The sequence below is a fragment of the Streptomyces sp. NPDC048481 genome, assembly GCF_043200075.1.
Lineage (GTDB): Bacteria > Actinomycetota > Actinomycetes > Streptomycetales > Streptomycetaceae > Streptomyces.
The window spans coordinates 113,938-128,218 of record NZ_JBICXC010000012.1 but is presented as its reverse complement, the minus strand read 5'-3'; the positions used below and the strand labels follow the sequence as shown (position 1 = coordinate 128,218).

Genomic DNA, 14,281 nt, shown 5'->3' with positions numbered 1-14,281 from the left:
GCTCCGTGAGCACGACCCCGGCCCGGCACCCCTCGATCGGGGCGCCGGGCCGAAGTGTTGCGGTCGTCCCCGTGGCGGCGGAGGCGGTCAGACGTCGGAACGTGCGGTCCATTCTGCCGATGTATTGCGGGACGTCAAGGACGTAACGACGGCATTGCCGACGTTGACAAGAGCGCGCGGCAGCACATCTGCGGACATCGTCCCGCGGAGGCCGAAGAGAGCAAGCAGCATGGGCGCGGCCGCGCATGACCCTGAAATACATCCGAGGTTTCCTTGGCCTGCGGCTCCCTCTCCGTTTACAGTCACCTTGCCGCCATTCCTCCGATGACTGCGCAGAGGAGAACGTCGGATCGTCCGCGGGTCCCGCTGACACGACGACGGCGGGGCCCGCACGGCCACCTCGCCCCCTCACGAACCACCGACGACGAACCACCGACGACAAGGGAGTTGCCCAGTGACACTGGACCTGTCCCCCATGGCCTCCGACATCGGCGGCGCCTTCCTCGCCGGCGGCGGTGTCGAGCGGGCCCGTGCCTCGGTCGTCGCGGGCGCGCTGGCAGAACCGGACGGGCTCGACGGGCGACGTCAGACCTTCGGCCAGGCGTGAAAGGCACTCCCGTGACTGCGACCTCCGGCCGGATCACGGCCGTCGACACGTACGACGTCCGTTTCCCCACCTCGCGGGAGCTGGACGGCTCGGACGCGATGAACCCGGACCCCGACTACTCCGCCGCCTACGTCGTCCTGCGCACCGACGCGGCCGACGGGCACGAGGGCCACGGCTTCACCTTCACCATCGGCCGCGGCAACGACGTCCAGGTGGCCGCCATCGACGCCCTGCGGTTCCATGTCGTGGGCCGCGACGTCGACGAACTGTGCGCCGACCCCGGGGCCCTCAGCCGCGACCTGATCGGCGACAGCCAGCTGCGCTGGCTGGGCCCGGAGAAGGGCGTGATGCACATGGCGATCGGCGCGGTGCTCAACGCCGTGTGGGACCTGGCCGCCAAGCGGGCCGGACAACCGCTGTGGCGCCTGCTCGCCCACGCCGACCCCGAGTGGCTGGTCTCCCAGATCGACTTCCGCTACATCGCCGACGCCCTCACCCCCGAGGACGCCCTGCGGCTGCTGCGCGAGGGCCGGACCGGGCTCGCCGAGCGCGAGGCGGCCCTGCTGCGGCACGGCTATCCCGGGTACACCACCTCCCCCGGCTGGCTCGGCTACTCCGACGACAAGCTCACCCGGCTGGCCGAGCAGGCGGTCGCCGACGGGTTCACCCAGATCAAGCTGAAGGTCGGCGCCGACCTGGAGGACGACGTCCGGCGGCTGCGCACCGCCCGCGCGGCGGTCGGCGACGGCATCCGCATCGCCGTCGACGCCAACCAGCGCTGGAACGTCGGCGAGGCGATCGAGTGGACCAACGCGCTCGCCGCCTTCGACCCGTACTGGATCGAGGAGCCGACCAGCCCCGACGACGTGCTCGGACACGCCGCCGTGCGCAAGGCCGTCGGACCGGTGAAGGTGGCGACCGGCGAGCACGTGCAGAACCGCATCGTCTTCAAACAGCTGCTCCAGGCCGGAGCCGTCGACGTCCTTCAGATCGACGCGGCCCGGGTCGGCGGCGTCAACGAGAACCTGGCGATCCTGCTGCTGGCGGCCGCGTTCGGGGTGCCGGTGTGCCCGCACGCCGGCGGCGTCGGCCTGTGCGAGCTGGTGCAGCACCTGTCGATGTTCGACTGGCTTGCGCTGACCGGCACGACCGAGAACCGCGTCATCGAGTTCGTCGACCACCTCCACGAGCACTTCACCGCGCCCGTCGTGATCCGCGACGGCCACTACACCGCGCCGCTCACCCCCGGCTTCTCCGCCACCATGCGGCCGGAGTCGATCGCCGAGTACCGTTTCCCGGACGGCGCGTTCTGGGTGGCCGACCGCGCGGGACGGGGGGACGGGGCATGACCGGTCTGTCGGGTCTGACCGCGGTCGTCACCGGCGGAGCGTCCGGCATCGGGCTCGCCACGGCGCGCGCGCTGGCCGCGCAGGGCGCCGCGGTCGCGGTACTCGATCTCGAAGCCGCCGGCCTGCCGCGGCCCTTGCTCGGCCTCACGGCCGACGTGAGCGACGACGCCTCGGTACGCGCCGCCGTCGAGGCCGCCGCCACCGGGCTGGGCGGCATCGACATCCTCGTAAACAACGCGGGCATCGGCGCCGTCGGCACCGTCGAGGACAATCCCGACGAGCAGTGGCTCCGCGTCCTGGACGTCAACGTCCTCGGCATGGTCCGCACCACCCGCGCCGCCCTGCCCCATCTGCGGCGTTCGGCACACGCGGCGGTCGTCAACACCTGCTCGATCGCCGCCACGGCGGGCCTCCCGCAGCGCGCCCTGTACAGCGCCAGCAAGGGAGCGGTCCTGTCGCTGACCCTCGCCATGGCCGCCGACCACGTCCGTGAGGGCATCCGCGTCAACTGCGTCAACCCCGGCACCGCCGACACTCCCTGGGTGGGCCGGCTGCTGGACGCCGCCGACGACCCGGAGGCGGAGCGGGCCGCGCTCGCCGCCCGCCAGCCCATGGGCCGGCTGGTCACCGCCGACGAGGTGGCGGCCGCCATCGTCTACCTCGCGAGTCCCGCCGCGGCCTCCGTCACCGGCACCGCGCTCGCGGTGGACGGCGGCATGCAGGGGCTGCGGCCGCGCCCGGCGGAGCGGTCATGACGACCACCGCGCTGGGCGGCAGCGCGGTCCGCGTCACACCGCTCGCGCTCGGCTGCGCGGGCATCGGCAACCTCTACCGGGCCGTCACCGACGAGGCCGCCCTCGCCACCGTGGACGCCGCCTGGGACGCCGGAGTGCGCACCTTCGACACCGCACCCCACTACGGGCTCGGCCTGTCGGAACGACGGCTCGGCGAGGCACTGCGCGGCCGCCCCCGGGACGCCTGCACCGTCTCCACCAAAGTGGGCCGGCTGCTCGTGCCCGACACGACGGCGGACCCCGGTGACGACCTCGCCGACGGCTTCGCCGTCCCCGCCACCCACCGCCGCGTCTGGGACTTCACCGCCGACGGGGTGCGGCGCTCGCTGGAGGAGAGCCTGGACCGCCTCGGCCTGGACCGGGTCGACTCCGTCCTGCTGCACGACCCGGACCGGCACGCCGAGCAGGCCCTGCGCGAGGCCTACCCGGCACTGGAGCGACTGCGCGCCGAGGGCGTGGTCGGGGCCGTCGGCGTCGGCATGAACGAGTGCGCGCTGCCCGCCCGCTTCCTGCGCGAGACCGACATCGACGTCGTGCTGCTCGCCGGCCGCTACACCCTCCTGGACCAGGACGGCCTCGCCGAGGTGCTGCCGCAGGCCGCCGCACGCGGCCGCAGCGTGATCATCGGCGGGGTCTTCAACTCCGGGCTGCTCACCGCCCCGCGGCCCGGCGCCACCTACGACTACGCGCCCGCGCCCCGGCCCGTGCTCGACCGAGCGCTGCGCCTGCGGGAGGTGACCGAACGGCACGGCGTGCCGCTGCGCGCCGCCGCCCTGCACTTCCCGTTCGGCCATCGCGCGGTCGCGAGCGTCCTGACGGGCGCCCGCTCCCCCGGCGAGGTACGCGACACCGTCGAGCAACTGCGCCGCCCCGTCCCGGCCGCGCTGTGGGACGACCTGCGCGCCGAGGGGCTGCTGGACCCGGGCGCCCCCGTCCCCGTCGACACGCCGTCGAATGAACCGTCATGAGGATCGCCCCGCACACCAGGATCCGCGCCGACCGCGTCGCCGCGTACGAGGCGGCACACCGCGAGGTGCCCGAGGAGCTGACCGCCGCCATGATCGCCGAACTCGACAGGCTGCCGGTCGACATCGCCTGGCAGGTCCGGATGGCCGAGCTGCTCGACGTCGTCCACGACTGCTCCGCCCAGGCCTCGGACGCCTCGCCGCCGGTGGTGTGGCGGTTGTGAGCGCCGAGGAGAACGAAGCCGGCGTCGTCGACGCGCACCATCACGTGTGGGACCTGTCCGTCCACGACCAGGACTGGATCAGCGGCCCGGAACTGGCCCCGCTGCGCCGCGACTCCACCCTCGCCGACCTGGAGCCGGAGGCCCTCGCGGCCGGGGTCGCCGCCACCGTGCTGGTGCAGACGATCACCGTGCCGGGGGAGACCCCGGAACTCCTGGAGCTCGCCGCGGGCAGCGAGCTGGTCGCGGGCGGGGTCGACCTGACCGCGCCCGACGTCGCCGACCGCCTCGCGCGGCTGCGCGCGAGCCCGGGAGGCGAGTACCTCGCGGGCATCCGCCACCAGGTACAGGGCGAACCGGACCCCCGCCGGCTGGTCTGCCCCGACGTGCTGCGCGGCCTGACCGCGGTCGCCGCGCCGGGTCTCGTCCACGACCTCGTGGTGAAACCCCATCAGCTCGACGCCGCCGCCGAAGCCGCCGCACGCCTGCCCGAACTCACGTTCACCCTCGACCACCTCGGCAAACCGCCCGTCGCGTCCCGCGTCCTCCACCCCTGGGCCGAGGACGTCCGGCGGATCTCGGACCGTACGCCGACACCGTCCTGGAGGCCTTCGGCCCCGGCCGGCTGATGTTCGGCTCCGACTGGCCCGTCTGCCGCCTCGCCGCCCCCTACGGCCGAGTGCTCGGCGTAGCAAGCGAGTTGACGGCCCCGCTCACCCCCGCGGAACGCCACCGGGTCTTCACCGCCACCGCGACGCGGACCTACGGCCTGACCCGCACCGACCCCGGACCCCTCATGCACCCCCGCGCCCATAGCCGTCGGCGTCCCGCGCACTCCGGTGCGGCGGGTCCGGAGGAGGGTCACCAGGCCAACTCGCCGTGGCGGTCGCGGAAGACGCCGGTCGGGCCGTCCGCCCCGAGGGTGGCGAGTTCGACGATCGCGTCGGTCCCCTCCGTCACGGTCTGCGTGCCGCTGTGCCCGTTGAAGTCGGTCGCGGTGTAGCCCGGGTCGGCCGCGTTCACCTTCACGTCCGGCCAGGACTTCGCGTACTGCGTCGTCAGCATCGTCACCGCGGCCTTCGACGCCGTGTAGAGCGGTGCGGCGAACCGGCTCTCGACGCGCGCGGGGTCGTGCGTCGCCGCGAACGATCCCATACCGCTGGACACGTTGACGACGACCGGGTTCGACGAGGTGCGCAGCAGGGGCAGGAACGCGTGCGTCACCCGGACGATCCCGACCACGTTGACGTCGAACACCGCGGCCGCGTCGTCGGCCGTGATCTCGTCGGCGGGGTTGTGCGTCCCGAGGACGCCGGCGTTGTTGACCAGGACGTCGATGCCGCCCTCGTGCGCCCTGACATCCTCCGCGGCCGCGGCCACCGACGCGTCGTCCGTCACGTCGATCCGGACGAAACGGGCGCCGAGTGCGTCGGCGGCGGCCTGTCCGCGCTCCGGATCGCGGGCCCCGACGATGACGGTGTGGCCGGCGTCGATCAACCGGCGGGCGGTCTCGTAGCCGAGGGACTTGTTCGCTCCTGTGATGAATGTTGTCGTCATGCGTTCACTCTCGGCCCGCGCCTGGACGACAACCAGTGCCCCCTGCGACGGTAGGACTGCCGGTACCAGGCACGACGACGGCCCTGCGGACACAATGGCCGGGTGGACGAGACTCTGGGCACGGCACTGCGTCGCTGGCGCGACCGGCTTTCCCCCCTCGACGTGGGGCGGGCCGCGCGCCCCGGCCGACGCGCGGTGGGTCTGCGCCGCGAGGAACTGGCCGAACTCGCCGGGCTGTCGGTCGACTACGTGGTGCGACTGGAGCAGGGACGCGCCACGAGCCCGTCGGCGCAGGTCGTCGCGAGCCTGGCCCGCGCGCTCCAGTTGCAGCCCGCGGAACGCGACTACGCCTACCGGCTGGCCGGCCTCCTCCCTCCCCAGGAAGGGACCGTCTCCACGCACGTGCCGGCCGGGGTCCAGCGCATGCTGGCCCGCCTCGGGGACTTCCCCGTGGGCGTGTTCAGCGCCGACTGGACCCTGCTGTCCTGGACCCCCGCCTGGGCCGTCCTGCTGGGCGATCCCGGCGCACGGCCGCACGCCGAGCGGAACCTGGTCCGGGCGGTCTTCGCCTCGGGACCCCGGGGGCCCGCGCAGCCGTCGGAGCCCTCGGAGCCGTCGGGACGCTCCCAGCCTCAAGGGCTCTCGGCCTGGCCCGTGCTCCAGGACTGCGACACCCTGAGCCCCGCCCTCGTCGCCGACCTGCGCACGGCGCTCCTCGACCACCCCCGCGACCGCGCCCTGACCGACCTGATCGCGGAACTGCGCTCGACCAGCGAGCAGTTCGCCCGACTGTGGGACGAGGGCGCGGTCGGCCCGCACGTATCGGCCCGCAAGACCGTCGTGCATCCCCAGGTCGGCGAGATCACCTGTGACTGCGACGTCCTCACGGTGCCGGGCTGCGACATCCGCCTCGTCGTCTACACGGTGGCCGCGGGTTCCCCCGACGCCGAGAAGCTGGAGTTCCTGCGGGTCACGTACGGCGTCCCCGCCGACGGCTCCGGACCGTCGGCGCCGGGCCTGTTCTCCACACCGTGACGGTTCACGGCGTCTGACGTCGCCGGGCCGTCCGCTCCCGCGAGGCCCCCGGCCGAGGTGAGAGGTTGCGGACCAGGACGTCCAGCGCCGCCATGACCTCGGCCAGCCGCCCGGGATCGTCCGACCCCAGGGCCGCGGCTACGGCATCGCCGGCGTCGACGGCGCGGACCTGCGCCACGCGCGGGGAGACCTCGGGGTTCGGGCGCACCAGCATGCGGCGCCGGTCGGCCGGGTCGGGGGACGTCTGCACGGAGCCCGCTTCCTTGAGCCGGGCCACGGCCGTGGACACCTGGCTCTGCGGCAGACCGGTGCGAGCGGCGATCTCGCCGACGGTGGTGTCCTGTCCGACGGCGATGTCACTGGCCACGATGAGCACCGTGCGAGCGCTGCCCGCGTACCGCCCGGCCCCGTCCGGAGGCTCGGGCAGGGCCTCTTCACCGATCTTCATCAGGGTGCGTCCCAGCAGGAACAGCTCGACTCCGTCCACACTCCCAAGCTACATCGAAACGGATCCATCGACCTCAATCAATCTCCCTCGATCCATCTATCCTGATGCATCTGTATTGATACATCTGGATAGATGGACTACGTTCGACGCAGGAGCCGACGGATGGACCGTCGCCCACGAGGGGGATCACCATGTCCACGACCGCGACCACCGGCTCGCTCGCCGTTCCCGGCGCGAAGCTTCACTTCCAGGTGCGGGGCACCGGCCCCCTGCTGCTGATCTCGCAGAGCGGCGAAGGCGACGCCGACCGCAGCACCGACCTCGTCGCCCGCCTCGCCGACTCCTACACGGTGGTCACCTACGACCGACGCGGGCTCTCGCGCAGCCGACTCGACGACCCCGAGCGGGGAGTGACGCTCACCGAGCACGCCGATGACGTCCACCACCTCCTGGCCTCGCTCACGGACAGTCCGGCGCTGATGCTCGGCTGCAGCCTCGGCGCCGTCATCGGCCTGCATGCGGTCACGCGGCACCCCGGACAGATCGGCGTCCTCATCGCCCACGAACCCGTCGCGCCGCGCCTGCTGCCCGACGCCGAACGCGCCCGCCACGAGCACGAACTCGGCGCCCTGCGGGCTCTCTATCTCCGCAAGGGCCTCGGCGCCGCCCTCCCGGAGATCGCCCGGACCCTGGGCATCGATCCGAGGAACGGGGACGCCGAGCCGGACCTGACACCCCAGCCCATGAACGCCCGGCGCACGGCCAATTTCGACTTCTTCATCCGGCACGACTTCACGGCGGTCGTCCACGACACGCTCGACGTCGCCGCCCTGCGAAGCACCGGCACGCACATCATCCCGGCGGCCGGACGCACCACACCGCGCACCGTCTTCGACTACCACTGCGCAACCGCCCTCGCGGCACGACTCGGCCGCGAACTTCAGGAACTGCCCGGCGGCCACAACGGGAACACCAGCCACCCGCGGGCCTACGCGACACGCGTCCGGGAACTCCTGAAGGACCCGTCGGCGACCCCATAACGCCCTCGCCCGCACGTGATTCGTCGAATACGTGTCGAAGACAACCGAGTTGAGCGCCAATGATTGACAGACCGGCACTCGATCGGGAATCTGACTGTTGCACGTCGCGTGGGAACGCTCCCAGAGGTTAGGCATCCGCGCCCGGTTGAATGAAAGGAATGGCAACCACACCTCTGCCACGCTTCTGCGGAATTTCCCTGCACTCCGTCAGCGAGGCCCCCAGACAGGCCGTCGGACGGACGTGAAGAGCGTATTCCGTGCGGAGTTCACGGTCGGCCGACGGTGACGGGCATGCCGTCCCGCCTTCTCCCGGCTCGCGCAACGCAGTGCAACTCAACGCAGTGCAATGCACAGCAGTGCAGCAGCCCACAGCATCAGCCAGTCGCCACCACCGGGCAGGGTCGCAGCGCCCTCCCCCGGTGCGACAGGCCGACTCGGCCATCCCTCCACGGCTCCCCCACCCCCACACCTGGAGTCCCGATGTCCATGCAACGGCGCAGCTTCCTGGCCCTGAGCGCGTCAGGCGCCGCGGGTGCAGGCATGTCCCTGCTCGGCGCAGGCCCGGCACACGCCGGCGTGCGCGCCCCGGCTCCGACGCGGCGGTTCGCGGTCGGTGTCCGCCCGTACACCTGGAAACGCGGCAGCCGCCGGTGGACCACCTACGTCTACTACCCCGCCACCGGCACTCCCGGCGGCTCACCGGTCACCAACGCCCCCGTCGCGCAAGGCGTCTTCCCGGTCTGCGAGTTCATGCACGGCTTCAGCAGCAGCCCGCAGAAGTCCCTGGCCGTCATCCGTCCGCTGGCCGAGGCGGGGTTCGTCGTGCCGGCCCCCTACTTCGCCAACCTCAGCGGCCAGGACGTCTACAACGGCAACCAGTCCAAGGACGTCTCCGAGGTCGTCACCCGCACCCTCGCCCTGAACACCGCCGCCGACCCGCTCGCGGGCCACCTCGACACGGCGGTCGGCGTCGGCGTCTCCGGCCACTCGATGGGCGGCATGACCACACACGGCCTGCTGACCGCCTGGCCGGACGCGCGGATCACCGCCGCCGTCCCCATGTCCTGCGTGGACATGGGCGATCCGAGCCCTTCGGTGCACGCCAAGGTCCTCTTCACGCACGGCGACCGGGACACCACCTGCCCCCTCTCCTCGGCCCGCCAGGCCTACCGCGAACTGCCCACCCCCAAGGCCTTCCTCACCTTCAAGGGCGCGGGCCACAGCAACTACTTCGGCGACTCCCGGACGGTCGCCACCATCGTGGACTGGATGCGCTTCAGCCTGTACGGCGACACCACCGCCCGCGACCGCCTCCGCACCGACGCCAGCTCCAGCACCACCACCTGGGAAGCCGCACTCGGCTGAGGAACTCTTCGGACCGCCCGGACCGCCCGGACCGCCCGGACCGCCCGGACCGCCACAGGCTGATCCGATGGGGCCGGGCTGGAAAAACGAAAGGAAGGCACATGGTTTCACCAGCGGGGAAGACCAGATCCGCGTTCCTTGCCGTCCTGTTGGCACTGACCGCGTCGGCGTACGGCGCGGCACAACAGGCGTCGGCCCATTCCACGGCACGGTCGAGCGCCTCGCAGATCGTGGCCGACATGGGTGCGGGATGGAATCTGGGGAACCAACTCGAAGCCACCGTCAACGGTTATCCCAACGAGACGGCTTGGGGGCAGCCGGCCGTGACGCAGGCCCTCATCGACAAGGTCAGGGCGGCAGGGTTCAGGACGATCAGAATCCCGGTCTCGTACCTGGGATCCATCGGAGCCGGCCCGGACTACACGATCAATCCCTCCTGGCTGACCAGGGTCCAGCAGGTCGTCGACTACGCCTACAACAGGGGCCTGCATGTGCTGATCAATATGCACGGCGACGGCTACAAAAGCGTCAACGGCTCCTGGCTGATCTGTGATTCCTCCTCCCAGACGACGATCAAGGCCAAATACCAGAAAGCTTGGCAGCAGATCGCGAACAAGTTCAGGAACTACGACGACCGGCTGATCCTGGAGTCCATGAACGAGGAGTTCGACGGACAGTACGGCAACCCCACCCAACCGTGTTACTCCAACATCAACGGCTACAACCAGATCTTCGTGGACACCGTGCGGAAAACGGGCGGCAACAACGCGTCGAGGTGGCTGCTCGTCGCCGGCTGGAACACGAACATCGACTACACGGCCGGAAACTACGGCTTCACGCTCCCGTCCGACCGGTACCGCGCATCGACCGTCCCCGCCGGCGAGCGGCGCATCATGATCTCCGTCCACCATTACGCCCCTTGGGACTTCGCCGGGGAAGAAAGCGGCAACACCACCCAATGGGGACGGGCGGCCACCGATCCGTCGAAGAAATCGACCTGGGGGCAGGAAGATTATCTGGACGCGCAGTTGAAGGCGATGCACGACGCGTTCGTCACGAAGGGGTACCCGGTGGTCGTCGGTGAGTTCGGCGCCATCGACAAGTCGTCCTTCGATTCCTCGAACAACAGGTATCGTGCGGACTTCGCACGGGCCGTCACGGCCACGGCCAGGAAATACGGCGCGGCCCCCGTCTACTGGGACAACGGCGCGACGGACCGCTACGGGTTCGGGCTGTTCGACCGGCGCTCCCTGAAGGTGACGCAGCAGGGCGTCATCGACGCCATCATGAGCGGCGTCTCCGGCCGTACCGCGGCCCCGGCCCTCACCCCGGGCGCATAGCGGCACCGGAGCCCCGGCGACGGGAGCGGCCTACGGTGGGCGCGGGTCAGGAAGCGGGCCGGATCACCGCCCGGACCGGCCCGGCTTGACCCTCTACCTTGTCGAGGGCTCAGAGTTCCGGGTGTGGAGAACGACATGCACAGCATCGGGGAGCTGGCCCGGGACGGCGGACTGAGCGTGAGCGCGTTGCGGTTCTACGACCGGGCCGGTGTGCTGGTCCCCGCCTGGGTGGACCCGGTCAGCGGCTACCGCTGGTACGAACCGGGCCAGTTGAAGGAGGCCCGGTTGCCGGCCCGGCTGCGCCGGGCGAGCATGCCGCTGGCCGACATCCGGCTCGTGCTGGCCGCCTGGTCCGGCGCCGACACGGACCTGGTGCACGGCGCGCGCCGTCACCTCAGGGGTGGCGCGGGCGGTACCTCGTACCGGACCAGTGACCTGGCGAAGGGTTCGCCGCTGCGCCGGGCGTAGGTCATCCGTTCGCGGACCTCCCTCGGTGTGCGGGGGCGGTGACCGGGGCCGCCGCAGCAGCTCTTGTGGAAGCGGATGCCGGCGTGCAGGAGCACGGAGAGCGTTCGCCAGGCCGCGGTGTCCCGGCGGCGGGGTGCGGCGAAGGCGGAGCCCACGTGGATCAGCGGCCGCGCGCAGCGGGGGCAGGTCCGCTCTCTGGCGCTGTCGTGGGGCTGCTTGTACCTGGCCCGGCAGGGCAGGCAGACGTACGAGGTCTTCCCGTGGGACATGTCAGCAGGGTAGGCGCCGTACCGGCGGAACTCGACGGGATTTCGGTCCGACGGGTCGGTGTCAGCAGGTCAGTTGGCCTGACGCGCCGGGGTCGTCGGCGCCGGTGGAGAGCGAGATCTGTCTGACCTTTCCCGTGTAGTCGCCCACGGCTCCGTCCTCGGTCGCTCCTTCCGAGTAGTAGACGGCGGACGCCCACGGCTCGGCGTCCTTTGAAGGTTCGGTGTCGCTGCCGCAGCCGCCGACGGCGAGCACGGCGGCGGCGAGCAGGGCGGCGCCCGCGGCACGGCGGGGTCGGGGCACGAAGCAACTCCGTGAGCGGTCGGAGGTCAGCGATCGGCGGGGCCGGGCGGAGGGGGGTGTGCCGGCCGGCCGGGCGGCTAGCGTCAGCTGTCGCCTCGGGCTCGCCATTCCAGCAGCGCGTCCCTGGCCGTCTCGAAGTCCATCGGGCCCTTCTCGATGCGGAGGTCCCGCAGATAGGCACAGGCGCGTCCGAGTTCGGGCCCGGGACGCATGCCGAGGATATCCATGATCTGGTGGCCGTTGAGGTCCGGTCGGGCGGCCTGCCGTGCGTCCTCGGCGGCAAGGCGCTCGATGCGTTCCTCCAGGGAGTCGTAGGCACGGGCGAGCGCACGGGCCTTGCGATGGTCACGGGTGGTGCAGTCGGCGCGGGTGAGTCTGTGCAGCCGGTCGAGGAGCGGGCCGGCGTCGCGGACGTAGCGGCGCACCGCGGGGTCGGTCCACTCGTCGTCGAGATAGCCGTGGAACCGGACGTGCAGTTCCACCAGGCGGGCGACGTCCGCGATGAGCTGGTCCGGGCAGCGCAGGATCCGCAGTCGCCTGCGTGCCATCTTGGCGCCCACCGCCTCGTGGTGGTGGAAGGTGACCCGGCCGTTGCGTCCGGTCCGGCGGGTGCGTGGCGTGCCGATGTCGTGGAGCAGCGCGGCCCAGCGCAGCGTCAGGTCGGGCCCTTCCGTTTCGAGGGCGACGGCCTGGTCCAGGACGGTCAGCGTGTGTTCGTAGATGTCCTTGTGGCGGTGATGCCCCGCGCTCTCGAACCGCAGTGCGGGCAGCTCCGGCAGGACGTGCCCGGCGAGTCCGGTGTCGACCAGCAGGCGCAGTCCGGTGCCGGGACGGGGTGCGAGCAGGGTGGCGGTGAGGTCGTCCCGCACCTGTTCGGCGGGGACCTCGGTGACCCGGCTCGCCGCCGCGCGCATCGCGTCCTTCAGTTCCGGGACCGGTTCGAAGCCGAGCCGGGCGGCGCGACGGACCACGCGGAGCATCAGCGCCGGGTCGTTGACGGTCGCCGCCCTGGGCTCCCGTGGTGTGCGCAGGACGCGGCGCTCCAGGTCCTCGAGGCCGCCGAAGGGGTCCGTCAGGGTCACGTGCGACAGTCCGAGCGCCATGGCGTCCACGGTGAAGTCGCTGCGGCGCAGGTACTTCTCCAGCGCCTTGCGGTGCTCGGCGCGCCGTGCGGTCCAGGACCGGTCGTGCGAGCGCTCCGGGCGCGGGTGGATCCGCAGGGTGTGGTCGGCGCCGTCCGACTGCTTGCGCAAGGTGACAAGGCGGTGTGCGTCGTCTTCGCTGGCGGGGAGTTCGTGTGCCCAGCCGTCGACGATCTGCCGTATCCGCCCCGCGTCGGAGTCCGTGACGAAGTCGAGTTCCCTTCCGACGGCGCCCACCAGGGCCTGGCGCACGGACTCCCCGACCAGGCTGAGCGTGAGCCCGGCGGAGGTGAAGCGGTGCAGGAGGTCGTCGACGAGCGGCGGGAGCGCCGCCCGTGCGGCCGTCGCCCGGGGATCGACGGGACCTTCCTGCGCGGACCCGGGCGGTCCTGTCGGCGAGGGCGCATCGGCCGGCTGCTGCCGCCGGCCTCGTCCCGCGTTCCGTGCGGTCGCCTGCCGGGGAGGCCGCGGCGCCGGCGCCGCGGCTCCCGGCGTGCTCTTGAGACGCAGGGCGTCGCCGGCCGGGGCCGGTTCGAGGAACGGCGTCACCAGTCCGAGGTCGCTGAGGCGGCACCGGTCGAGGGTCGTCCACCGAACGTCGTGATCGGGCGACTGCGTACCGATCGACACCACTCGTGTGCCGTCGCGCGTCTCGCAGCGGAAGCGCAGCGCGTGGCCGGTGGCCTGCACCTCGTAGGGGGCGAGTTCGCTCTCCGGCCCGTAGGCGCGGATCATCCGGCTCTTGCCGGGCGCTGCTTCGAGCCTCCTTCCGTCGTCCTTCCACTGGGAGAACGAACGGCGGACCATCTGTACGTGCAGGAGGCGGCGCCGTCCTTTCGCGCCGAAGCGGATCTCGAGCGAGTCGCTGCGGGCGTGGGTCTGCTGGACGTAGGCGACCGTGACGTTCGGACGGCCCTGCCCGCGCAGCCAGTCGAGGAGGGCCTCGCCGATGTACAGGTGGTCCGCGCTGCTCTCCCCGACGGCTGTGCGGCGGCACCGCACGGGCGGGCGGTGGGCGAAGTGGGATTTCCTGTCGCCGCAGGCGCGCAGGGTCAGCACCTGTCCGCAGCCTCCGAGGAGGACGCCGCAGCTGAACGCGTCTGCGCCGCGCAGGTTGCGCAGGTGTTGCGCGGCTTCCTTCTCGTAGGGGAGGAAGACGGGCCGATGGCCTTGGGATCCGCCCAGGACGGCGGTCTGTACCTTGCGGTTGTCCTCTTCGGTCACGGCCGAGGCCATCGTCACGCACCCTCACGTCTCCCGCGAAAGTGCGTCCGTCGCCCCTCGCCCTCGTCGGACCGATGCCGCTCCCGGCTCCGGATCCCGGACGCCATCAGTATCTGCTCCATGCACTTAGTTCACAAGAGTTCCGCAGAGGGGATG

The 14,281-nt window shown here is 71.7% G+C and carries 14 protein-coding genes and 2 pseudogenes; 11 read left to right on the top strand and 5 right to left on the bottom strand.

The window, feature by feature from the left end; all coding sequences use genetic code 11:
* Positions 1 to 454: 454 nt before the first annotated feature.
* The 6 genes and pseudogenes from ACGFSH_RS29410 to ACGFSH_RS29385 all read left to right on the top strand — a co-directional run.
* A complete protein-coding gene (locus ACGFSH_RS29410; protein WP_393353745.1) occupies positions 455 to 607 on the top strand; it encodes a hypothetical protein in 153 nt (50 codons plus the stop codon).
* An 11-nt stretch (positions 608 to 618) separates the two neighbouring features.
* Positions 619 to 1,956 (top strand): enolase C-terminal domain-like protein, encoded by a 1,338-nt coding sequence (locus tag ACGFSH_RS29405; RefSeq protein WP_393353743.1) that lies wholly within the window; start codon positions 619 to 621, stop codon positions 1,954 to 1,956.
* Complete coding sequence (locus tag ACGFSH_RS29400) at positions 1,953 to 2,711, top strand: SDR family NAD(P)-dependent oxidoreductase (protein ID WP_393353741.1); 759 nt, start codon at positions 1,953 to 1,955, stop codon at positions 2,709 to 2,711. Before ACGFSH_RS29405 ends, ACGFSH_RS29400 begins: the two co-directional genes overlap by 4 nt.
* Positions 2,708 to 3,718 (top strand): aldo/keto reductase, encoded by a 1,011-nt coding sequence (locus tag ACGFSH_RS29395; protein ID WP_393353739.1) that lies wholly within the window; start codon positions 2,708 to 2,710, stop codon positions 3,716 to 3,718. The genes ACGFSH_RS29400 and ACGFSH_RS29395 overlap by 4 nt, the downstream gene beginning before the upstream one ends.
* A complete protein-coding gene (locus ACGFSH_RS29390; RefSeq protein ID WP_393353737.1) occupies positions 3,715 to 3,939 on the top strand; it encodes an L-rhamnose mutarotase in 225 nt (74 codons plus the stop codon). Before ACGFSH_RS29395 ends, ACGFSH_RS29390 begins: the two co-directional genes overlap by 4 nt.
* Positions 3,936 to 4,708 (top strand): annotated as a pseudogene (locus tag ACGFSH_RS29385) (amidohydrolase family protein); the annotation flags it as partial. The gene ACGFSH_RS29390 and the pseudogene ACGFSH_RS29385, both read left to right, overlap by 4 nt.
* 89 nt (positions 4,709 to 4,797) lie before the next feature.
* Here the strand turns inward: ACGFSH_RS29385 and ACGFSH_RS29380 are convergent.
* Positions 4,798 to 5,493, bottom strand: coding sequence for an SDR family NAD(P)-dependent oxidoreductase (locus ACGFSH_RS29380; protein WP_393353735.1), 696 nt, complete (start codon positions 5,491 to 5,493; stop codon positions 4,798 to 4,800).
* A 102-nt stretch (positions 5,494 to 5,595) separates the two neighbouring features.
* Here ACGFSH_RS29380 and ACGFSH_RS29375 point away from each other — a divergent pair, with 102 nt between their 5' ends.
* Complete coding sequence (locus ACGFSH_RS29375) at positions 5,596 to 6,528, top strand: helix-turn-helix transcriptional regulator (RefSeq protein ID WP_393353733.1); 933 nt, start codon at positions 5,596 to 5,598, stop codon at positions 6,526 to 6,528.
* A gap of 4 nt (positions 6,529 to 6,532) precedes the next feature.
* On the opposite strand, the gene ACGFSH_RS29370 is transcribed toward ACGFSH_RS29375, so the two are convergent.
* A complete protein-coding gene (locus ACGFSH_RS29370; RefSeq protein ID WP_393353903.1) occupies positions 6,533 to 6,976 on the bottom strand; it encodes a MarR family transcriptional regulator in 444 nt (147 codons plus the stop codon).
* Between the two features lie 191 nt (positions 6,977 to 7,167).
* On the opposite strand from ACGFSH_RS29370, the gene ACGFSH_RS29365 reads away from it, so the two are divergent.
* The 4 genes and pseudogenes from ACGFSH_RS29365 to ACGFSH_RS29350 all read left to right on the top strand — a co-directional run.
* Positions 7,168 to 8,016, top strand: coding sequence for an alpha/beta fold hydrolase (locus tag ACGFSH_RS29365; RefSeq protein ID WP_393353731.1), 849 nt, complete (start codon positions 7,168 to 7,170; stop codon positions 8,014 to 8,016).
* Between the two features lie 480 nt (positions 8,017 to 8,496).
* The gene (locus ACGFSH_RS29360; RefSeq protein WP_393353730.1) at positions 8,497 to 9,381 is read left to right on the top strand and encodes an alpha/beta hydrolase family protein; all 885 of its coding nucleotides are present in this window, start codon (positions 8,497 to 8,499) and stop codon (positions 9,379 to 9,381) included.
* Between the two features lie 101 nt (positions 9,382 to 9,482).
* On the top strand, positions 9,483 to 10,721 hold the full coding sequence (locus ACGFSH_RS29355; RefSeq protein WP_393353728.1) for a glycoside hydrolase family 5 protein: 1,239 nt from the start codon (positions 9,483 to 9,485) through the stop codon (positions 10,719 to 10,721).
* Between the two features lie 135 nt (positions 10,722 to 10,856).
* Positions 10,857 to 11,100 (top strand): annotated as a pseudogene (locus ACGFSH_RS29350) (MerR family DNA-binding transcriptional regulator); the annotation flags it as partial.
* Positions 11,101 to 11,110: 10 nt separating this feature from the next.
* Here the strand turns inward: ACGFSH_RS29350 and ACGFSH_RS29345 are convergent.
* From ACGFSH_RS29345 to ACGFSH_RS29335, 3 genes are all read right to left on the bottom strand, one after another.
* Entirely contained in the window at positions 11,111 to 11,458 is a 348-nt protein-coding gene (locus ACGFSH_RS29345) for a deoxyxylulose-5-phosphate synthase (RefSeq protein WP_393353726.1), read from the bottom strand.
* Positions 11,459 to 11,519: 61 nt separating this feature from the next.
* Entirely contained in the window at positions 11,520 to 11,759 is a 240-nt protein-coding gene (locus ACGFSH_RS29340) for a hypothetical protein (RefSeq protein WP_393353725.1), read from the bottom strand.
* A gap of 83 nt (positions 11,760 to 11,842) precedes the next feature.
* Positions 11,843 to 14,137, bottom strand: a complete 2,295-nt coding sequence (locus ACGFSH_RS29335; RefSeq protein WP_393353724.1) for a CCA tRNA nucleotidyltransferase — start codon at positions 14,135 to 14,137, stop codon at positions 11,843 to 11,845.
* Positions 14,138 to 14,281 lie beyond the last annotated feature (144 nt).